Raw genomic sequence first — 19150 nt, 5'->3', positions numbered from 1 at the left:
TCGGTCGTGAACGGCGAGGCCTTCGGCATTCCCGCGCGCCAGGGCCATGTCCTGGCCCGGCTCTGCAAGCTGGCCGAGGCCCCGCCGCAATCCCTGGTCATCGAGGGCGGCGCGGCCTCGGAACGCCTTGGCGCGGCGCTTTTTTTCGCAGCCCGGCTCAATTGTCTCCAACCGGCCGCCCCCTGCGGCGTGTGCCCGGCCTGCGTGCAGATCCGGGAGCGGGTCTTTTTGGACCTGATGCTCCTGGACGGCATGGCCGGGTCCATCAAGGTGGACGACGTGCGCGAGGTGCGCCAGAAGGCGGGCGAACCGCCGCGCGGCGACGGCTACCGCGCGGTGATCCTGGCCGAGGCCCAGGCGCTTTCCATCGAGGCCGCCAATTCCCTCTTAAAGACCCTGGAAGACCCCCGCCCGAAGCACTGCTTCATGCTGCTCACCCCGCAGCGGGAGCGGCTTTTCCCGACGCTCGTGTCGCGCTCCTTCGTGGTCACCCTGGCCTGGCCCAATCCCGAAACCCCCTCGCTTCCCGCCGAGCTTGGCGATGAAGACCCCATGGAATGGGCCGGGGCGCTGGCGGATTTTTACCGCACGGGCCGGGGCTGGTTCGCGCGTACCAGCGCCAAGGGCCGCATGACGCGGCTTCTGGCCGACCACATCCTTTTAGCCTGCGCCCGGTGCCTGGCCGAGGCCCTGTCCGGACGGGCCGCGTCGCCGCTTGGCCGGTTCCTGGCCGGGTTGTCCGATCCCGGCGCGGTGCGGTTTTTCGATGTGCTTTTAAGCGAATGCCAGGAGGCGCTGGTCATGCAGGTCAATCCGTCCCTGGTCATGGAGTGGCTGGGGGTGCGGATGTTTGGGAGATGCGGGGGGGCGTTGGCGAGGTGAATGACGAGGCTTCTCGTCGGACGGATTTTGGGGTGCGTTCATCTCCCCAACACGTTGAAACGGAATGGAATCTCCGTGCGAGCTTGTGTGCCGGGATACCTGCCAGGTCGGTCGTCGCAAGGGCGTTGGCCGCGTTTATATGCACACGGTTGTCGATACGCATTCGCGCTATGAATTTGGATTTCTTCACACTCCCGCCAAGGGTGTCGGAAGAGGGGCCCAGGCCGTCGACACCATCGACCAGTACCGTAGACGTGTTCAGAAAGTTGTCTAGCAGTACATCATAAGCGATGAGCGATCCCTCGGCCATGCCGGTGGGCCGGAGTGGACAACGCGCAGGGCCTTCCCTTTGTCGTGGAAAAAGGTGAAATTCACCGCGTCCGTATCTGTCCCCGGACACGGCCGCAGGGTGTGGCGCATGGGGCGCAAGCTGCAAAACGTGCGTTGGAAAAAGGCGGACACAGGCATGAGCAGCGGCATTGTGGGAAGGCTGAAGCGGTTTTTCGCCACCCAGTACGGCATTGGACGCCATGCGGCCCAAGAGGACGCCAGCCGGGCCTTCCGCGTCAAATACAATTTCTTTCAGGAACTTTTGGAGTCCAACTCCGAGCTTTTAAAAATCATCGCGGACATGGAGACCAAGCAGGACGGCCGGGAGCTGTTCGGCATGGCCTATCTGCGTTCCCAGACCAGCCGGGCCGTGTTCCATGCCATGCGCATGATCCGGGCCTTCGAGGGCCTGTCCGGACGGAAATGCCCAGCGCTTGGCGCCCTGGTGGAGCGCATCCGCGAGGACATCAAACAGGCCATGGGGGCGCGCCAGGATGCGGCGGACGCCGCGTACGTCCTGCCCCTGACCCGGGTGACGGCGGCCATGGTGGACGAGGTGGGCGGCAAGTGCGCCAACCTGGGCGAGGTGGGAAACCGCGTGGGCCTGCCCGTACCCCGGGGATTCGCCGTGACCACGGCGGCCTTCCGGGCCTTTTTCGCGGCTTCCGGGCTTGGCGAGGAGATCGCCCGCATCAAGCTCACCCTGTCTCTTGACGACCCGGCCTCCCTGGCCGCCGTCAGCGAGGAGATTCAGCACCTCATCCTGCGCGCCGAGCTGCCCCCGGCCGTGTCCGCCGCCATCGTGGAGGCCCACCGGGGCATGGCAGACGATATCGGGGTGTCTCCCGCCGACCTCATGGTGGCCATGCGCTCCAGCGCCATCGGCGAGGACGGGGAGCTGTCCTTCGCCGGGCAGTATCTTTCCATCCTCAACGTCCCGGCCGAGAGGCTGCTTGTCTCCTACAAATACGTGGCCGCGAGCCTGTTCACCCCCGGGCCATCTCCTACCGGGTGCTCAAGGGCATCGCCGACGACGACGTGGCCATGAGCGTGGCCTGCCTGGAGATGGTGGAATCCCGGGCCGCCGGGGTCATGTACACCCGCCATCCCCTGCATCCGGAGCTGGACCGGGTGATCGTCAACGCCGTGTGGGGCCTTGGGCCTTATGCCGTGGACGGGGTGGTGAACCCGGATACCTACGAGGCGGCCCGGGACGGCTCGGGGGTGGCGGACAAGCGGGTGGCGGACAAGCCGGTCATGCTGGTGGGCGTCCCTGGCGGAACTTTGGCGGAAAGGCCCGTGCCGGACGAACTGCGGGCCCTGCCCTGCCTGGATGACGCGCGCATTCTGGAATTGGCCGCGTATGGCATGGCCCTGGAGCGGCACTACGGCTGCCCCCAGGACGTGGAGTGGGCCCTTGATCCCAGGGGACGGCTGGTGATCCTGCAATCGCGCCCCCTGGCCATGGCCTCCGGCCCGGACGGCGGGGAGTTTTCCGGGCATTGCGCCCGGCCGGACATCCCGGAGGTCACGGGGCATGAGGTGCTGGCCGCAGGCGGCGAGACGGCCTATCCCGGGGTGGGGGTGGGGCCTGTGGTCCATGTCCGGCGCGACGAGGATCTGGAGGCCTTCCCCCAGGGCGGGGTGTTGGTGGCCGGGCATTCGTCGCCCAAATACATGGTGGTCATGCCCCGGTGCGCGGCCATCGTCACCGAGCACGGCAGCGTCACCGGACACATGGCCTCGCTTTGCCGGGAGTTCGGGGCGCCCACGCTTTTGGGCGTGCCGGATGCGCTGACGGTCCTGCCCCCGGGCGAGGTGGTGACCGTGGACGCCTGGTCGGCGCGCATCTACCGGGGGCGGGTGGAGGCCCTGGCGGGGCTGGACGTTCCCCGGGAGATCGCCATGCGGGACACCCCGGTGCATGGGGTGCTCATGCGGGTGCTTTCCCATGTGGCCCCGCTGCATCTGCTCGACCCCAAGTCGCCGCAGTTCAGCGAAAAATCCTGTTCGACCATCCACGACATTATGCGCCTTTTGCACGAATGGTCCTATGCCGAGATGTTTCGCATCAGCGACATGGCCTCGGGCCAGTCGGGCATGGCCATGCGGCTGGACGCGGTCACCGGACTCGACCTGTACGTCATTGATCTGGGGGGCGGCGTGGCGGAAGGCTGTGGCGCCCGGGGCCGGGTGACCCCGCAGGAGATCGTGTCGCGGCCGTTTCTGGCCCTTCTGGACGGCCTGGTGCTTGGCGACGAACAGTTGCGCACGCCGCGTCCGGTGCATCTCAAGGGATTCATGTCGGTTCTGGGGGAGCAGATGATGTCCCAGCCCAGGGCCGACGGGCAGCGGTTCGGGGAAAAAAGCTACGCCATCATCTCGGACAAGTACCTCAATTTCAGCTCCCGGGTGGGCTACCACTACGGGGTGCTGGACTGCTACTGCGGCAAGACCGTGAACAAGAACTACATCACGTTTTCGTTCAAGGGCGGCGCGGCCGACGATGTGAAGCGGGCCCGCCGCGCCCGGGGCATTGCGCTTATCCTGGAACGCCTCGGATTCGTGGTGGAGGTGACCGGGGACCGGGTGGCGGGGCGGTTCCAGAAGTTCGGCGCACAGGTGATCGAAGACCGGCTGACGTCCATGGGGCGGCTTTTGCAGTTCACGCGCCAGACGGACATGCTGATGGTCGGCGAGGACAGCGTGACGGCCATGGCCGAGTGCTTTTTCACCGGGGCCTGCCAGTTCACGGCCGAGGGCATGGGGAAGTAACGGGAAAATACCGACCACATCCCTCCCGGAGCCGTCTTTTCCAGTATTTTGTTTGGCAAAATGCGTATGGATAGTCTATCCTGCATGGGATGGCGGATAACCATCACCGGGTGCGGGGGGTGGTTCGGCATATTTAGGTGGAAGTCGTTGCGGCGGTCCAGGCTGGAAACCCCTTCCCCCCATGGCGAGGATATCCCTGATGCGCGGCTGGAAAAACATAAAAATATCATTTTCTTCCCTCATTCTCATAAGTATTGTCTCCACGGCGACACTGCTGACCGGAGCGGTGCTTCTTGGCGTCATTCATGAGAGTCGCATTGCATCGTTGAAATCCGCGGAGGTGATCTTCCGTGAAACTTCTGAAAAAACGATCTCGGAAATAAACGTCATTGTCGAGTCGATCTCTTCTCTTACAGACGTTGCTTCACTGACATTTGCGGGCCTGTCTGGCCGCATGTCCGAGGAACATCTTCAGGATGACCTGCTGAAGATGAAATTTATTTTGGATGAGAATCCCACGTTGTTGTCATCCTATATTGGTTATACGGATGGCAAATTTCATCAGGTCATTGCCTGTCGGGGCAACAGCCATGTTTTAAAGACCTATGATGCGCCGGATAACGCCGCATATATTGATAGAATCATCACCCCTGGCGAAGACGGCGTCCGCCGTCAGACATGGCGCTTTCTCGCCTCCGATCTTGGCGTCCTGTCCACCCGCACGGAGGCCGACGCCGCCTATGATCCCAGGCAGAGGCCGTGGTATCTGGATGCGGAAAAAAGCAAACGTAGCGTCTACACCGCGCCCTATGTCTTCAGCAGTTCCAGGCTGCCCGGGATAACCTGCGCCCGGGTTCTTGCGGATGGCGGCGGCGTTTTCGGCGTGGACGTGTCCCTGTCCCAGCTCGGCGAATTGCTTGCCCGGCAGCGCGTCACGCCGCACGGGACGTTGTGGATAGTGGACGAGGCCAGTCGGCTGGTGGCCGTTCCAGGCCAGGCCTGGGAGAGGCTCATTGACGATCGCCTGCAACTCCCCTTGGCCAGTGACGCCACGGACCCCGTGGTGCGCCTGGCGACCCTGGCGGCCGTCTCCGACGGGGATGGACCCCGCGCCCCCCGGGTGGCGGACATCGACGGCGCGCCCTATCTCGCCACCCTGACGCCCATGGCGGATGACCATGGATTGCATTTTCGGGTCATCGTGGCCGCTCCCCTGGAGGATGTCACGGGCCATATCACGGACATGGCCCTGCGCATCGTCCTTCTTGCGGCCGTCATTCTCGGCCTGGCCGTCCCCCTGGCCATGCACCTGGCCCGCCGGGTCGCGCGCCCCGTCCGCCTGCTGTGCGAGGAGGCCGGGAAAATCCAGCGGTTTGACTTTTCCGCTTCGCCCGCGATCCAGTCCCATGTCTCCGAGATGCAGGCCCTGGCCACGGCCTGTGAGGTCATGAAAACCACGATCCGGGCCAGGACCGAGAGCCTGCTCGACACCCAGGCCACCCTCGAAAAGCTTGTGGCGGGCGGCATGGCCCTTTCTGCGGAAAAGGACATGGCCCGCCTTGTGACGCTCATTTTTCAGACGGCCAAGGAGCTTGCCGGGGCTGACGGCGGCGTGTTGTATCTCATGGAAGGGGAGGAGCTTGAAGTGGAGTTGTTGTCGCTGCATGCCGAGAGCCTGGTTCTGGGGGGGCTGTCCGAGAACCCGGCCCCCCGGGTGAAGGTTCGGCCCGAGATCATGCCCTTTTTGCAGCCCCACAGCGTCCTGCGCCACGCCTGTGAGGCGTTGCGCACCCGGAAGGCCTCGACAACCCGGGACGAGGGCCTGTCCCTTTTCCCGACGGGCCTGCCCGAAGAGCCGAAGAACTATCGCATTGCATCCCTCATCACCGCCCCGCTTGTGACCCGCCGGGACGAGGTTCTCGGCGTCATCCAGCTTTTCAACCCGCAGATTTCCCATGCCGAGGACGCGGACGACGGCGCCCCCGGCCAGGGCCTGGGTTTTATCGGCTCCCTGGCGGCCCAGGCGGCCGTGGCCCTGGACAACCACCATCTGGTTCTTTCCCTGCGCGACCTCTTCGACGCCCTGATTCAGGTCATCGCCTCCTCCATTGACGCCAAGTCCCCGTATACGGCGGGACACTGCACCCGGGTGCCGGTCCTGACCGAAATGCTGGCCCGGGCCGTCCATGAAACCACGGACGGCCCCCTGGGGGAATTTTACATCGCGACCGACGATGAATGGCGTCAGTTGTGGATAGCCTCCTGGCTGCACGACTGCGGCAAGGTGACGACTCCGGAATATGTGGTGGACAAGGCCACGAAACTTGAAACGATATACAATAGAATCAATGAAATCCGGATGCGGTTCGAAGTGCTTCGCAGGGATGCCGAGATTTCGTATTTGCGAAATTCAGGCCATGGCCAGGTGGCCCCGAAGGAGCTTGAGCAGGAATTCGCGGAAGAGATTCGCAGGCTGCATGCGGATTTTGAGTTCGTAGCCGCCTGCAATGTCGGCGGAGAGTTTCTCTCCGATGGGGACAAAACGCGTCTGGAGCAGATCGCCGGTCGCCAATGGATGCGGTATTTCAATGACCGGGTAGGCCTTTCCGAGGAGGAATTGGGACGGAAGGCGCGCGAGGCCGAACCCGAACTGCCCACGCCGGAAACGCTTCTGGCCGACAAGCCGGAACATGTCGTTCCCCGGATGCGGGCCTACCCCAACCTCGTGGACGCCCATGGAAATCCCGTACAGGTTCCGGAAAACGAATATAACCGGGGAGAGCTCTACAACCTGCGCATTGCGCGCGGGACGCTCACCCCGGAAGAGCGTTTCAAAATCAACGAGCACATGCTCAACGGATTGGAGATGTTACAGAAAATTCCCTTCCCGGAGCAGCTTGGCCGCGTGACCGAAATCGCCACGGGGCATCATGAGACGCTTATCGGCACGGGCTATCCCTTGAAAAAGACCAAGGAGCAGCTTCCGGTGGAGGCCCGCATCATGGCCATAGCGGACATCTTCGAGGCCCTGACGGCCGCTGACCGGCCCTATAAGAAGGCCAAGACCCTGTCCGAGGCCCTGGGCATCATGTCGCGTATGCGCAACAACAAGCATATCGATCCGGATATTTTCGACATTTTTTTGAAAAGCGGCGTGTTTTCGGCCTATGCCGAGGCGCATCTTGCTGCATCCCAGCGCGACGTGACGGACATCGGCCCGTATCTGTCGCAACCGGACGCCTGCGAAAAAAACTGAATGGAGTCCGCCATGCCCCTTCTGGAATGGAACGACGATTTAAGCACCCATGTTCATGACATAGACGCCCAGCACCGGCGGTTGGTGGAGATGACCAACAGGCTCCACGACGGCATGCTGCGCGAGGAATCGACGGGCTTTTTGCAGGGCATCCTGGACGAGATGGGGCGCTATGCCGTGGAACACTTCGGTACGGAAGAAGGCTACATGGACGCCCACGGCTATCCGGACAGCGCCGCGCACAAAAGCGAGCACCGGGATTTTACGGAAAAGGTCCGGACCATCGCCGCCGACTGTTCAGGCGGCAGATGCGCCTTGTCCATGGATATTCTCAATTTTCTCTGCGGATGGCTGGTCACGCACATAAGCGGCTCCGATCAAAAGCTTGGGGCGTTCCTCCGGGCCCATGGGGTGGATGCGGCTGGCGACTGATCGGCGGGTGCGGGGCGGGAAGTCGGGAAATCCGGCGCGTCAGGCCGCCGAGGGTTCGATGAACCGCCGTACCACCATGTCCTGTGCCTTGGTCCGGGCCTTGGCCAGGTCGTACTGCAATTGCAGGGTCAGCCATGTCTCGGGCGTGCTGCCGAAGGCCTTGGCCAGGCGAAGGGCCATCTCCGGCGACACCCCGGAGCGCCCGTTCACCAATTCCGAAAAGGTTTTGCGGGTCACGCCCAGGCCCCGGGCCGCCTCCGACACCGTGAGGCGCAAGGGCTCAAGGCATTGATCCCGAATGATCTCCCCGGGATGCGGGGGGCTGTGCATGTGCATCGTCGGCCTCCTTGGCTGGCTGTCAATGATAATCCACGAGATCGACATCCGTCGCGTCGCCGCCGTGAAACGTGAACACGATCCGCCAGTTCCCCGAAACCGAAACCGCCCAGGAACCCTTGCGATCCCCTTTGAGTTGATGCAGCCGAAATCCTGGTAGGTTCATCCCCTCCGGCGATGCGCTGGCGTGCAGCATCGCCAGTATGTGTGAAAGCTTCCTGACGTGTTGGCCCGCCACCCCGCTTTGGTCGCCGGACAGAAAGAGTCTCTCCAGACCTTTGTGGCGAAATCGACGGATCATATGTTACGTGTAACGTATCACGTGTCATGCGTCAAGGGCTTTTTGGCTGCCTGGGCCTGTCGCCACGGTTTCGCTACGCGGGAAGTATATTTTTCTTCGACGCCAAAAAGTTTAGCAGCTAAACACGTCCCATGCGCGACTTCGACGAGGCGATGCTCCTTTTCATGCTCCTTGGCACGGACATGCTGATGGTCGGCGAGGACAGCGTGGCTGCTATGGGCGAGTGCGTGTTTTCCAGGGCCTGCCAGTTCACGGCCGAGGGGATGGGGAGGGAGCGTTGAGCCGCCGGGGGCGCGACAGGGTATCTGTTTAGGGCATGCCCTCTGGCGAGCTGGCGGGGCGGGGGCTGTGTAAAACAGAAGGAATGCCGTTGGAGCACAGTAATGGGAGTAGGAGATGCCGTAGAATGGGATTGATGAACACTAATATTGAGACCGTTGCACGGAAAAATGGCACAATTCTATTGTAATTTTAGGCAATTATGCTATATTTTCTCCATCAAAAATAATGGAGGCGATCATGAGCGAGCGCAATTCCAATAAGCCCGGTATTGCCGACTACGTCGTGTCCCATCGCAGGCACAAGGAATGCTTTCTGGATGAGATTGATCGCCTCATTGATTGGAAGCCGTTTGAGAAGCTTCTTCGAAAAAAGCTCAGCCGAGTCGTCAATGCCGTTGGTAATCCTGCATATGCACCGTTGCCGATGTTTAAAATCCTTCTGCTCCAGAGGTGGTACAACCTGAGCGACGCGGCGGTGGAGGAATGCTTGTACGATCGGTTGTCCTTTGTCCGATTCGTGGGCCTTTCCCTTGATCATGACGAGGTGCCCGATTCCTCGACCATTTGCCGGTTTCGGCAGAGCCTGCTTGAAAAAAACGTCTTGAAGCGGCTTCTGGACAAACTCAACCATCAACTCCAGCGGCGCGGCTTACTGGTACGTGAAGGAGCCATCGTGGACGCGAGCGTCATCACCTCCTCGCGCCGCCCCCTCAAAGTAATCGATATTCTTCCCGAAGATCGCGAGGAAGATGACGACGAGGCGTCGGACGTAACCATCAGCTACTCCGATGACGCCGATGCGGCCTGGTTGCGCAAAGGGAACCGGGCTTATTACGGCTACAAAGTCCATGCGGCCACGGACAGCCGGGACGGCTTTCTCCTCGGCGGCCATGTCACGCCCGCCAACCGTTCGGATACGCAGGAATTCGTGGATATTCTTGATGAGATTGGCCCCATGCCAGGGGGCCGCATCTATGCGGACAAGGGATACAGCAGCCAGTTGAACAGGCATGTGCTCCAAGCTCGGAGACTTGCCGACGGCATCATGCATAAGGCCGCTCGCAACCGTGCGCTGAACCCCGCCGAAAAAGCGGCAAATCGTCAAGTTAGCAGCGTCCGGTCGAAGGTGGAACGGGCTTTCGGAACGCTCAAAAGAAGTTATGGCTTCTTCCGGACGCGTTACCTGGGGGTAGCCAAGGTTGAACTTGAATTTTTACTCAACGCTATGGCTTTCAACTTGAAAAAAGCGGTGCTCAAAGCGGGATGTTGAGGAACACTTACGCTAAGGAGTGACGAACGCCGCCTCAAGGTGAAACAAGATCAGCGCTGTCGGCTAAACGACGGCGGAAACAGACGACCGAGACCTTTCGAGAGAATTCCGTAACGACATCAGAGGATTGTGCAGCGGTCTCATATTTGGAGAAAAACCTACATTTATGGGCTAATATGGCGGAGAAATAATAAATTTTAGAAGAGCGTGTTGTCTCGCGCAAAATTGCACTACTAAAAATTGACATACTCAAAGAGAATGCCATGGAATAACAGAGTGTCGTTTGACAGAAAAAATACCACATTCTAAACTTAAAACATCGGAAGCTCTAGCCACCATCGATTCATCAGTTTGCAGTTTACTTGTCGGGTAGCATCCTTTTTCAAGTTGAAAGTGATTTAATATGCCATCGACGCTAATAGTTATTGGTATTCTGTCTTCTCTTATGTTGAACGAAACAAAACGAGATTCGGTCGCCTTTTTCACGCTAGATATCAACTCAACTGCGTGTTTGTTGTTATCTGGGATGGTAAGTGCAGCAGAACCTCCTCCCAGCACCCATAGAGTGTACTCTCCCTTTGTCAGGGTTAATGCCTGATTTTTCGGCTCATTGCTATGGCGTAACACATTAACTCTTGCGGGTTCTAAGCGCAATGCGGTTTTTCCTGGTGATATTTCTTCAAATCGAGGCACGTTTATACCAACGTTTGATCCCTTTGAACCATGCCGAGGCACATGATAGGCGGCGCTAGCCCTGTTAAACCGCACACCACGCGGTAGCCTGTTATGAGTAAAGTCAAAGCACACCCCAATGCATGCCTCGTGATCGATTACTTCGATCGTTTCAACGAGCAATAATTTATTGCTCGCATCGTGGTTCTTTAAAGGGTATCTCCACTCTTGCTCGCCTCTAAAATTATCAAAGGACTTAAATTCAACATTTTGCCCGTTAATTTTTACACCACTAACATTTTTACTGTATATGTTGACTATTGAATTAGATTTGTCATCATAATCCATCTTGAAAACATTCAACAGCCCAGCCACTATTTTTGCAGCGAGGTCATGTGGACTAGAAAAAAAATCAATACAAAGATCCTTTTTTACATTCTCTCTAAATAGTAACTGCCTTTTATATAACTCATCAGATTCACGTAATTTTGGAGATAACAAAAAATCATCCCCTGCGAAGTATGCCAATCGTCTTTTTTTGGCAGAAGAGTTATATTCAAGTTCTGTGTATGAGCAACTGCTCCCCGAGGGAGACGATCCATAATTAAAACCCAAGATGAACACCACAATATCGGAAGATTCTAACTTTTTTAGACATACATCAACAGGAGGGGCAGAATGTGCAGAAAAATCTTCCATCATAACAGCTTGAAAACCCTCTAATCGGTTAATAGCTTCACCTGCTGCATTACGATAGTCCCACAAATCTCTGCCGGTTGAGCTAACAAAAACTTTAATATTTGGGTTGTCCATATCCATCCTTCGGAGTGTGATGCGAAAACCTCGAGTACTCTCTTGGAAATTCATCTATCAACTTGTGCAGGATATCTCACCCATAGACAAGTCTCAAGAACAACGCTCGACTGAACTGATTCAATCATCCTCTCTCCTGACAAACTGCTTCTCCAACGCCTCAAGCGCCCGGATATCCTCTTTCTCCGCCTCAAGTGCCTCTTGACCTTTCCGCTTATGGTCGAAATCGGCATATCTCGCATGAACAATCCGGGCCATCTGCTCATGGCCCATCCGCCCCTGTCCTTGAAGCAACGGGCGTTCATTGAACACGATGAAGTTGTTCATGTATTGCCGCCAGTCGTTCAATGTTAGCTGCTGTCGTCTGGAAACCCGATCTTCCGCATAGTCCAGATACATGGAAACGATGCGGTTCAATTCGATGATCTCTGCTTCCAAAAGGTAGTTTTTGGCGACGATCACATCCGCCTTGCGCACCTTCAGGCCAGCCCAGCTTTTCAGATTCATGTTCGGCTGCTCGGAATCAGCCCGTTCTATCACCAATTCGGCGGCAGTATGCCCCGTCACGGCATACAGCATCTTGTTCTGCACTTCGGCAAAAAACGACTGGGATACTTGCAGGTCGTCCTTGTAATCCTGCGAGAGGGCGAAAAGATCCCGGATTTTCTGGTAAAATCGCTTCTCCGAGGCCCGGATGTCACGGATGCGTTCAAGAAGTTCATCGAAATAGTCCCATGCTGGGTTCTTGAGCTTGGCGTCATTCATGACGAAGCCCTTGACCAGATACTCCCGCAGGGTGGTGGTGGCCCATTGGCGGAATTGGGTGGCCCGGGGGGAATTGACTCGATAGCCCACGGCAAGGACGGCATCCAGGCCATAATGCCGGATCGAACGATTTATTGAACGATTTCCCTCGGTTCGAACTTGTAAGAAATCCTTACACGTTGCCTCTTCAGCCAACTCCCCTTCCTGAAAAATGGCCTTTAAGTGCATGGAAATGTTTTGCGGACTGGTCTGGTACAGGTCGGCCATCTGGGCCTGCGACAACCAGGCCATGCGATCCTTCAGGCGGACGTCCACCTGGGTTTTGCCGTCCGGGGTTTCGAAGAAAAGGATTTCGCTTGGTGGCGCAACGTGCGTGGGGCTCACGGCCTTCCTCCGGCATGCATCCGGGTGGTTCGGGCAAAACAATCGGGGTACGGTGAAAAGGGAGTCCTGAAAAGGACGTGGAGGGAAACATAGAGGAATTTGCCACGGCAGGCCAGAGGGGGGAGCCAACGTGATCCATTCGGCCCGCGCCGGGGCGGACGTCCTGCAGCGCAGCCGCTCCGGCGCGTCAGGCCTGCAACGGGAGTCCATCATATCCGCCCGACGCCTTTTCGTGTTGCGGCGCCTACGCGGCATTGCCGCGTTACGCCTCACCAGCCTTCGGGCGGCCTGCGCCTGGTGTGAAAGACGCGCAGGATCTCGACGCAGTCCCCGCTCACACGGTAGGGCAGGATATAGGGATAGTGATCGATGACCAGTTCCCGGGTTCCGAATACCCGGCCGGGCCGTCCCGCCTGGGGATGCTTCCCAAGGAGCGCGACGCGGTCCATGATATGGGCATACAGCGTTCTCGCCGCATCCCGGTCTTCCCGGGCGATATAGTCCAACTCCGCATCGAGATTGCGCCGGGCGGCCCGCAGCCACCTAACGCGCACCGGGGCTCCACTTCGCCTCCAAGGCCCGCATGTCCTCGTCCGTGGCGAAATCTCCGGCCTCGGCCTCGCGGATGCCTTGCTGGATTTCCGCCACCTGCCACGCCTCCCGGGCTACAAAATCCTCAAGCGCCCGCACGGCCACAAAACTCTTGGTTCTTCCCATGGCCTGGGCCAGCTCTCCGAGCTTGGCGGCCAACTCCTCCGACAGCCGCAGGGACATGGTCGTCTGCATGGCCTCTCCTTACGATGTATTACAACATACTACGCAGCATTCAAAAAAACACAAGCCCAAGTCTGCGCCCCAGGCGGCCTGCAGCCCGGGTTGCCTTCTGAGCGGCCTGGATTTTCCGGCCGTGAGGGAGCCGCCGCTTGACGCCCCATTGTTTAGTAGCTAAACATTTTCCATGCGCGACTTCGACGACGTCACCCCCCTGTTTCTGACCCTTGGCGCGGTGCTGACCAAGTTCGCCCGCATTGAGCGTCGGCCCGTGGACTTCGGCCTGGACGTGACCCTGTATCCCGCCGAGGTGCACATGCTCTCTGCTTTGGAACTTTCCGGCGGGGCGGGCGTGACCGGGCTTGCCTCCTCCTGCGGGGTCACCAAGGGGGCGGTGTCCCAGATGGTCAAGCGCCTGGCCGCCAAGGGCCTGGTCGCCCGGGAGCCGGACGAACCCCGGGGCCGGGTGGTCCTGACCCCATTGGGGAAAGCGGTCAGCCAGGCCCATTTCGAATTTCACAAGGCCCACGACAAGGATTTTCTCGACTATCTGCGCGGCCTTCCGGATCGGGATTTCGCCGTGTGCCAGGAGATGTGTCGCCGCATGAAGGCCTGGATGGAGGCCTACCCCGAATAGCCCCTTTTTTGCCCGTTGGGTTTAGCGGCTAAACAGTGTGACCAACAGGAGACGCGCATGGATATTACGCAACCCACCACCTCGTTTGAACCCATCGAATCGATCTTGTACGCCTCCACCCTCGCCAAGGGGCTTATGGCCGCTTTAGACCTGGACATCTTCGGCCAGTTGGCCCAGGGCGAAAAGTCCGCCGGGGAGCTGGCGGCGGCCACCGGCACGCTGCCGGATCGCCTGGGGGCCCTGCTCGACCTGCTGGCCGCCCGGGGCGTTCTGGAAAAAACAGCCGCGGGATACGCCAATTCGCCAGCGGCGGCGGAATATCTGGCGCCCGGGCGTCCCTTGTTTCAGGGCCGGGCCATGGCCCTGAACATGCACTTTTTCGCCCCCCTGGAAGCGGATCTGCTGACGGCCCTGCGTCAAAAGGACGGGTCGCGGCACGAGGCCGATGCCGCCTGGGCCATGGAGGATGTCATGGAGGGCACGGCGGCGCACACCCGCAGCGGGGCGCTCGTGCGGGTGATCCGGCTGGTTTCGGGGCTGCCGGGCTTTGCGGCCATGCGCACCATGGCTGACGTGGGCGGCAACCACGGCGATTTCACCATGGCCCTTCTGGACGCCAACCCGAACCTGACCGGGACGATCTTCGATCTGCCCCATGTGGCCCCCTTGTCCGAGGCCCGTTGCCGGGCGCGCGGCTACGGGGATCGGGCGACGGCCGTCTCCTTCGACCTGCGCACGGACGCCATGGGCAAGGACATCTTCGACCTGGCCCTGGCCTCGCATGTGCTCTACGGGGTGGCCGAGGATCTGGAGCGCAGCGTGGGCACGGTGGCGACGGCGCTTCGGCCCGGGGGCTGGATGGTGTCGCACCATTTCGCGCCCGGAGGCCGCGATGCGGTAAGCGAGGCCGGGCAGGAGCTTTTGACGCGGCTGGCCGGGTATCCCACGCATTTTTTACCCCTGGAGACGATTGAGGGGGCCATGTCCCGCCAGGGGCTCGGGGACTTCGTGGTGGAGGAGCCCGTCGCTCCCCTGGGCGGCGGCCTCATCGTGGCCGGCCGGAAACGCTAGGCTGGCGGCGCGGGGTGTGCGGGCAGAAGGCTGGAAAAGAAAGCCGCGATGTCGTATGGCTGGCAAAACGGGCGGAAATGCACCCTGCGCCGCATTCATATCCTTAAGGCGGCGGGGCGTTTCCCAGGAGGATTCGGAATGAAGCCCTGGAAGCGCATCGTGGCGTTGAGTCTGGCGGTGGTCTTTGTGGCGGGGATGCTCGGGTGCGCCGGGGCCCATTCCCCTGGTTCGAAACAGGCCGAGATCCTCAAACGGATGCAGACCTCGCACCGGAACCATTGAAAAACGCCGAAAGACCGCTCCCTGGCGGTCTTTCGGCGTCGTATTCTGCGCGGAGGGTTTGCTGTGCCCGGACGATCCTCCCACCCGGTTTCCCGGGCCTCCCCGGTCGGGTCGTCCGAGCCGTTCTTGTCTTAGCCACCGATGCCGGTGTTGATTTCCTCGAAGGTGCTGCGAAGCGTGGTGCCCAGAGTGGTCACGGCGAGCACGATGACGGCGGCGATCAGCGAAGCCAGAAGTCCGTATTCCACTGCCGAAGCCCCTTCCTCATCACGCACGAAGTTCATGATCTTGTTCAACATGGCGGTTCTCCTTTTATCGAATTTTGAAATTTTTCCCTTGCGGATGACTCTCCTAAAGCAACCGCCGTGCCGGGTCGCGTAAACGAACGGAAAAAGCTCCGCCGGTGTTTTGGTTTGTCTGATAACGTCATGAAAAACAGCGTATTGGAGAAGGGCTCTCTTGGCTGGACCTTCGCCCGGGAACAGGAATCCCCGTCATGCGTTCCACGGATCATGGAACAGCAAAAAAGCAGGCGTCCGGAAAAGGGCCAGGGCCATGGCTTTTGCCGCTTTTGGCGGGATGGCGGCGGGAGGGCTTCAGATTCCACGAATTGTGGACTGTGCGGAGAGAAGTTCGTTTTTGCCGAAATATTTTGTATTTGCCAAGTATCACGTGGTGTTAGCTTGCCAAAGGAATCCGTCCGGTCTGTCCCGGGCCAGGCCCGGGACGTCTTGCGCCCTGTCTGCGGTGATTTTGCCGAGGTGGGCGGGGCGGCTGTTCCACGGATCCTTGAAAGGGGCATGGGGCCGACCGCAACGGGCCAGCCCCGGGTCGGCTCAGCGCAGCGGGGTGAAGCGTTCGGGACGTCCCAGCAGGGGCTTTCCGGCGGCATGGGCCAACCCCGAGAGCATCCCCGAGAAGACGAGCTGGTGCAGGGGATAGGTGGCGTACCAGTAGAGAAGCCCGCCCAGGCCCCGGGGCAGGAACCGGGAATGGGCCGTGAGTTCGGTCTGGTTGTCGCCCACGCGCAGCAGTTGGAATTCCAAAAGCGCCTCGCCGGGAAGCTTCATTTCGGCCAGAAGGATCAGACGATGGTTCTTCTCCACGGTCAGGATGCGCCAGAAGTCCAAGGGGTCGCCCACCCGCAGGTTGTCCGGAGAAATGCGCATCCGGCGCAGGCCCACCCCGCCGAACAGCTTGTCCAGAAATCCCCGCAGCCGCCACAGCATGTCGCCGTAATACCAGCCGGTTTCCCCGCCGATCTTGGCCAGGGCGCGCCACAGGTCGGCCGGTTCCGAGGCGATGCGCGCCCGGTAGCCGCACTCAAGCACCGTGCCCCCGGCATAGGGGGCGTCGCCCACGGCCAGCCATTCGGGCGGCGCGACGCACCCGGCGTCGGTGCAGCAGGTCTCCACCGTGTTCTGGCGGATTTTTTCCAAGGCCCGGGCGATGGTCTCCCGGCAGGTGCGCAGATTCTGGGGGATGATGTCCCGGATGGCGTGGTCCTGGCAGATGACCTCGTTGCGCAGGCCCTCCACCAGGGGGATGACCAGGGAGGCCGGGATGGGGGTGACCAGTTGCGCCCAGTAGCCCGAGAGCCGGGGGGTCATGACCGGCACGGGGATGATCAGGCGGCGCGGCAACCCCGCCTCCTCGGCGTAGATGCGGAAGAGATCCTGGTAGGAGAGCACGTCCGGGCCGCCGATGTCGAAGGTGCGGCCCTGGGTGCGGGGCTCGTCCAGGCAGCCCATGAGGTAGCCCAGGACGTTGGTGATGGCGATGGGCTGGCAGCGGGTGCGTACCCAGGCCGGGGTGAGCATGACCGGCAGGCGGTCGCCCAGGTAGCGCAGAAGTTCGAAGGAGGCGCTGCCCGAGCCCAGGATCATGGCCGCCCGCAGGTGGGTCAGGGGGACGCCGCCGTGGGACAGGATCAGCGCCACCTCGTGGCGGGATTTGAGGTGGTGGCTCAAGTCTTCGCGTTCTTCGCCCAGTCCCCCCAGGTAGATGATGCGCGAGAGCCCCTCTTCCCGGGCGGCCCGGGCCATGATCAGGGCGGCATGGCGGTCGGCGGCGGCGAAGTCGTGCTTGCCGGGGCGCATGGAGTGCACCAGGTAATAGGCCGTGTCGCAGCCGCGAAGCGCCGCCCGGGTGGACGCCAGGTCGAACAGGTCGGCGGCCACGAGCTCCACCCCGGGATGGAAGGCCCACGGCCTGGCCCCCAGCTTGTCCAGGGAGCGGCCCACGGCCCGCACCCGGCGTCCGGCGTCCAGGAGCTTGGGAACCAGGCGTCCGCCTACATAGCCGGTGGCGCCGGTCACCAGGATGGGTTTGTCGGTCATGGGGCCTCCAGGAAAGAGAGATGAAAACCACTCTAGCAACCCGGGCGGGAAGGAGCAATGCGATCAGCGCGCAAGAGGGGGACGCGCCGGGCGGCCCGTGGCCCAAAGCCGGAAACGTTGCAGGAGGATGGCCGCGCATGGCGGTTTGTGAAGGCTGGCGTCTGCGGGCAGGAATTCCCACAATTCGCGCAAGTGATGTTTTCTTGACCCCCGGTGTCTGTTTCAGGGATGCGTTACGAGGCGGTCGTGCCGGACGGTCGGCACAGGGCCGCCACCATGCGGCGGATGGCGTCCGTGGTGGCGGGCTTGACCATGTAGCCGTCAAACCCGTTTTGGCGGCACGTCTCCCGGTGGGCGGGATCGTCGTGGGCGGTCAGGGCGATGATCGGGGTCGGCGGCAGACGGCGTTCGCGTTCCATGGCCCGGATGCAGGCCGTGACCTCGTGGCCGTCCATGTCCGGCATCTCCAGATCCATGAGCACCATGTCGAACGGGCTTGAAACAAAAAATTCCAGGGCCTGGCGGCCGTTGCGGGCCCCGTGGGGTTCGCATCCGGCATGGCGTAGGCACATTTCCATGGCCAGCCGAGAGCTTTCACAGTCCTCGGCCAGAAGCACCCGATAGCGGCAAGTCCTCGCATCGCGTATGTCCGCCCTGTCCATGTCGTTGTCCATTTTCGGGCATCCTTGGGTGTCGGTCTCATTCATCGTCAGGCCGCCCGGCGTCGCATTCGGCGGGGCGGGTGCAGAAATTATGAAATAGCATCAATGCGACGTCATTCCAGCACGCCGTGAGCCCTGTCCGTTTCCCGAAAGCAGGTCACAAACCGTTTCCCCTGGCCGGATATGGCGGCATTGGGGCTGCGGCGTCACGCCGGTACAGGTGAATGAAGCAAGAATCGATCCGAAGAGAAAAGGCCGCCCCGGGGAGGCGTGGGGCGGCCTTTGATGCAAAGATGCGGGAACAGGCGGTGAAAGGCTAATCCCCCAGCATGGCCCCGACAACCCCCAGCGTCAGGGCCGCCAGGATGCACAGGACGGAGACCAGGACGCCCACCCAGATGACGAAGCGATGCACGCCGCCCAGTTCGGCGCAGCGCATGGCGACATCCATTCCGGGGAAGGCCTGTTTGAGCCGGACGATATCCGTGCGGGCCTTGCGGTAGCACAGGAAATACCCGACCGCGCCAGAGGCGATCATGACGGCGAAGTTGAGGTACGGCACGAACGACAGCACAAAGACCAGGGCGGCATAGGCATACAGCTTGCGGTACAACAGCCACCAGAAGGTGAAAAAAAACGCCGACCAGTTCCAGGTGGCCTTGAAGTTTCCGGCCAGGTCGTCGAACATCCGGAATCTGGGGAGATACTTGTGCGCCTCCGGGCCGATAAAGGCCGTATATTCGCTGTCCGTGACGATATCCATGGCATGCCTTCCTTTGTGCTTTTTGTTGCTCTCTGTCATAAAACAGGCAACCGGACAACCCGGGGCGGACGGGATGATCACGTCGTGGTCGAGCCTTCCCGCGCCTCCCGGATGCGCTGCAACCAGGC

19 protein-coding genes and 2 pseudogenes are annotated in these 19150 nt (G+C 60.7%); 11 read left to right on the top strand and 10 right to left on the bottom strand.

The genetic code is table 11. The features are described 5' to 3' along the window. The first annotated feature begins 6 nt into the window (after window positions 1–6). The 6 genes and pseudogenes from GD606_RS10970 to GD606_RS10955 all read left to right on the top strand — a co-directional run bounded on the left by GD606_RS10970 (window position 7) and on the right by GD606_RS10955 (window position 7675). Window positions 7–882, top strand: a complete 876-nt coding sequence (locus tag GD606_RS10970) for a DNA polymerase III delta subunit-related protein (protein WP_163303423.1) — start codon at window positions 7–9, stop codon at window positions 880–882. Between the two features lie 70 nt (window positions 883–952). Beyond that, a pseudogene (locus tag GD606_RS20545) lies at window positions 953–1072 on the top strand (IS481 family transposase); the annotation flags it as partial. A 228-nt stretch (window positions 1073–1300) separates the two neighbouring features. Further along, a pseudogene (locus GD606_RS20540) lies at window positions 1301–2622 on the top strand (PEP/pyruvate-binding domain-containing protein); the annotation flags it as partial. A 54-nt stretch (window positions 2623–2676) separates the two neighbouring features. Further along, window positions 2677–3987 carry a PEP-utilizing enzyme gene (locus GD606_RS10965; protein ID WP_374190892.1) on the top strand — a complete coding sequence of 437 codons (1311 nt, stop codon included), beginning with the start codon at window positions 2677–2679 and terminating at the stop codon, window positions 3985–3987. Between the two features lie 490 nt (window positions 3988–4477). Continuing rightward, window positions 4478–7243 (top strand): HD domain-containing phosphohydrolase, encoded by a 2766-nt coding sequence (locus tag GD606_RS10960; RefSeq protein ID WP_163303421.1) that lies wholly within the window; start codon window positions 4478–4480, stop codon window positions 7241–7243. A gap of 12 nt (window positions 7244–7255) precedes the next feature. Next, complete coding sequence (locus GD606_RS10955; RefSeq protein WP_163303420.1) at window positions 7256–7675, top strand: bacteriohemerythrin; 420 nt, start codon at window positions 7256–7258, stop codon at window positions 7673–7675. 39 nt (window positions 7676–7714) lie between these two features. On the opposite strand, the gene GD606_RS10950 is transcribed toward GD606_RS10955, so the two are convergent. Both GD606_RS10950 and GD606_RS10945 read right to left on the bottom strand, forming a co-directional pair. Continuing rightward, the gene (locus GD606_RS10950; RefSeq protein WP_163303419.1) at window positions 7715–8011 is read right to left on the bottom strand and encodes a HigA family addiction module antitoxin; all 297 of its coding nucleotides are present in this window, start codon (window positions 8009–8011) and stop codon (window positions 7715–7717) included. Window positions 8012–8033: 22 nt separating this feature from the next. After that, entirely contained in the window at window positions 8034–8312 is a 279-nt protein-coding gene (locus GD606_RS10945) for a type II toxin-antitoxin system RelE/ParE family toxin (protein ID WP_163303418.1), read from the bottom strand. A gap of 131 nt (window positions 8313–8443) precedes the next feature. Between GD606_RS10945 and GD606_RS10940 the strand changes: the two genes are divergently transcribed. Both GD606_RS10940 and GD606_RS10935 read left to right on the top strand, forming a co-directional pair. Beyond that, window positions 8444–8593 carry a hypothetical protein gene (locus tag GD606_RS10940; RefSeq protein ID WP_163303417.1) on the top strand — a complete coding sequence of 50 codons (150 nt, stop codon included), beginning with the start codon at window positions 8444–8446 and terminating at the stop codon, window positions 8591–8593. 238 nt (window positions 8594–8831) lie between these two features. Then, window positions 8832–9863 carry an IS5 family transposase gene (locus GD606_RS10935; protein ID WP_176629169.1) on the top strand — a complete coding sequence of 344 codons (1032 nt, stop codon included), beginning with the start codon at window positions 8832–8834 and terminating at the stop codon, window positions 9861–9863. A gap of 249 nt (window positions 9864–10112) precedes the next feature. Here the strand turns inward: GD606_RS10935 and GD606_RS10930 are convergent, their stop codons facing one another. From GD606_RS10930 to GD606_RS10915, 4 genes are all read right to left on the bottom strand, one after another. Further along, a complete protein-coding gene (locus tag GD606_RS10930) occupies window positions 10113–11348 on the bottom strand; it encodes a DUF4062 domain-containing protein (protein ID WP_163302093.1) in 1236 nt (411 codons plus the stop codon). A 120-nt stretch (window positions 11349–11468) separates the two neighbouring features. Continuing rightward, window positions 11469–12497 (bottom strand): virulence RhuM family protein, encoded by a 1029-nt coding sequence (locus tag GD606_RS10925; protein WP_246298745.1) that lies wholly within the window; start codon window positions 12495–12497, stop codon window positions 11469–11471. Between the two features lie 269 nt (window positions 12498–12766). Then, window positions 12767–13051: a type II toxin-antitoxin system RelE/ParE family toxin gene (locus tag GD606_RS10920; protein WP_163302092.1), complete on the bottom strand. Its 285-nt coding sequence runs from the start codon at window positions 13049–13051 to the stop codon at window positions 12767–12769. Then, window positions 13041–13283, bottom strand: a complete 243-nt coding sequence (locus tag GD606_RS10915; protein WP_211922156.1) for a CopG family ribbon-helix-helix protein — start codon at window positions 13281–13283, stop codon at window positions 13041–13043. Before GD606_RS10915 ends, GD606_RS10920 begins: the two co-directional genes overlap by 11 nt. Before the next feature lie 172 nt (window positions 13284–13455). Between GD606_RS10915 and GD606_RS10910 the strand changes: the two genes are divergently transcribed. The 3 genes from GD606_RS10910 (at window position 13456) to GD606_RS10900 (ending at window position 15258) form a co-directional block, all read left to right on the top strand. Beyond that, window positions 13456–13905, top strand: coding sequence for a MarR family winged helix-turn-helix transcriptional regulator (locus tag GD606_RS10910; protein ID WP_163302091.1), 450 nt, complete (start codon window positions 13456–13458; stop codon window positions 13903–13905). Between the two features lie 57 nt (window positions 13906–13962). Further along, window positions 13963–14976 (top strand): methyltransferase family protein, encoded by a 1014-nt coding sequence (locus GD606_RS10905; RefSeq protein ID WP_163302090.1) that lies wholly within the window; start codon window positions 13963–13965, stop codon window positions 14974–14976. A gap of 138 nt (window positions 14977–15114) precedes the next feature. After that, on the top strand, window positions 15115–15258 hold the full coding sequence (locus GD606_RS10900) for a hypothetical protein (protein WP_163302089.1): 144 nt from the start codon (window positions 15115–15117) through the stop codon (window positions 15256–15258). A gap of 131 nt (window positions 15259–15389) precedes the next feature. Here the strand turns inward: GD606_RS10900 and GD606_RS10895 are convergent, their stop codons facing one another. The 4 genes from GD606_RS10895 to GD606_RS10880 form a co-directional block, all read right to left on the bottom strand. Then, window positions 15390–15557: a Flp family type IVb pilin gene (locus tag GD606_RS10895; RefSeq protein WP_163302088.1), complete on the bottom strand. Its 168-nt coding sequence runs from the start codon at window positions 15555–15557 to the stop codon at window positions 15390–15392. Between the two features lie 537 nt (window positions 15558–16094). After that, window positions 16095–17597 (bottom strand): SDR family oxidoreductase, encoded by a 1503-nt coding sequence (locus GD606_RS10890; protein ID WP_163302087.1) that lies wholly within the window; start codon window positions 17595–17597, stop codon window positions 16095–16097. Window positions 17598–17830: 233 nt separating this feature from the next. Beyond that, a complete protein-coding gene (locus GD606_RS10885; RefSeq protein WP_246298743.1) occupies window positions 17831–18271 on the bottom strand; it encodes a response regulator in 441 nt (146 codons plus the stop codon). 304 nt (window positions 18272–18575) lie between these two features. Continuing rightward, on the bottom strand, window positions 18576–19022 hold the full coding sequence (locus GD606_RS10880; RefSeq protein WP_163302085.1) for a DUF2628 domain-containing protein: 447 nt from the start codon (window positions 19020–19022) through the stop codon (window positions 18576–18578). Window positions 19023–19150 lie beyond the last annotated feature (128 nt).

The organism is Desulfolutivibrio sulfodismutans DSM 3696 (genome assembly GCF_013376455.1).
Classification (GTDB): domain Bacteria; phylum Desulfobacterota; class Desulfovibrionia; order Desulfovibrionales; family Desulfovibrionaceae; genus Desulfolutivibrio; species Desulfolutivibrio sulfodismutans.
The sequence above is the reverse complement of the archived record's forward strand: the minus strand, read 5'-3'. Positions and strand labels throughout refer to the sequence as shown.

Coding starts and splice junctions, on each gene's coding strand:
- GD606_RS10935 (WP_176629169.1), top strand. CDS start 8,832: ATGAGCGAGCGCAATTCCAATAAGCCCGGTATTGCCGACTACGTCGTG.
- GD606_RS10930 (WP_163302093.1), bottom strand. CDS start 11,348: ATGGACAACCCAAATATTAAAGTTTTTGTTAGCTCAACCGGCAGAGAT.
- GD606_RS10885 (WP_246298743.1), bottom strand. CDS start 18,271: ATGGACAACGACATGGACAGGGCGGACATACGCGATGCGAGGACTTGC.
- GD606_RS10890 (WP_163302087.1), bottom strand. CDS start 17,597: ATGACCGACAAACCCATCCTGGTGACCGGCGCCACCGGCTATGTAGGC.
- GD606_RS10940 (WP_163303417.1), top strand. CDS start 8,444: ATGCGCGACTTCGACGAGGCGATGCTCCTTTTCATGCTCCTTGGCACG.
- GD606_RS10900 (WP_163302089.1), top strand. CDS start 15,115: ATGAAGCCCTGGAAGCGCATCGTGGCGTTGAGTCTGGCGGTGGTCTTT.
- GD606_RS10905 (WP_163302090.1), top strand. CDS start 13,963: ATGGATATTACGCAACCCACCACCTCGTTTGAACCCATCGAATCGATC.
- GD606_RS10950 (WP_163303419.1), bottom strand. CDS start 8,011: ATGCACATGCACAGCCCCCCGCATCCCGGGGAGATCATTCGGGATCAA.
- GD606_RS10895 (WP_163302088.1), bottom strand. CDS start 15,557: ATGTTGAACAAGATCATGAACTTCGTGCGTGATGAGGAAGGGGCTTCG.
- GD606_RS10955 (WP_163303420.1), top strand. CDS start 7,256: ATGCCCCTTCTGGAATGGAACGACGATTTAAGCACCCATGTTCATGAC.
- GD606_RS10915 (WP_211922156.1), bottom strand. CDS start 13,283: ATGCAGACGACCATGTCCCTGCGGCTGTCGGAGGAGTTGGCCGCCAAG.
- GD606_RS10965 (WP_374190892.1), top strand. CDS start 2,677: ATGGCCTCCGGCCCGGACGGCGGGGAGTTTTCCGGGCATTGCGCCCGG.
- GD606_RS10945 (WP_163303418.1), bottom strand. CDS start 8,312: ATGATCCGTCGATTTCGCCACAAAGGTCTGGAGAGACTCTTTCTGTCC.
- GD606_RS10910 (WP_163302091.1), top strand. CDS start 13,456: ATGCGCGACTTCGACGACGTCACCCCCCTGTTTCTGACCCTTGGCGCG.
- GD606_RS10880 (WP_163302085.1), bottom strand. CDS start 19,022: ATGGATATCGTCACGGACAGCGAATATACGGCCTTTATCGGCCCGGAG.
- GD606_RS10960 (WP_163303421.1), top strand. CDS start 4,478: ATGAAATTTATTTTGGATGAGAATCCCACGTTGTTGTCATCCTATATT.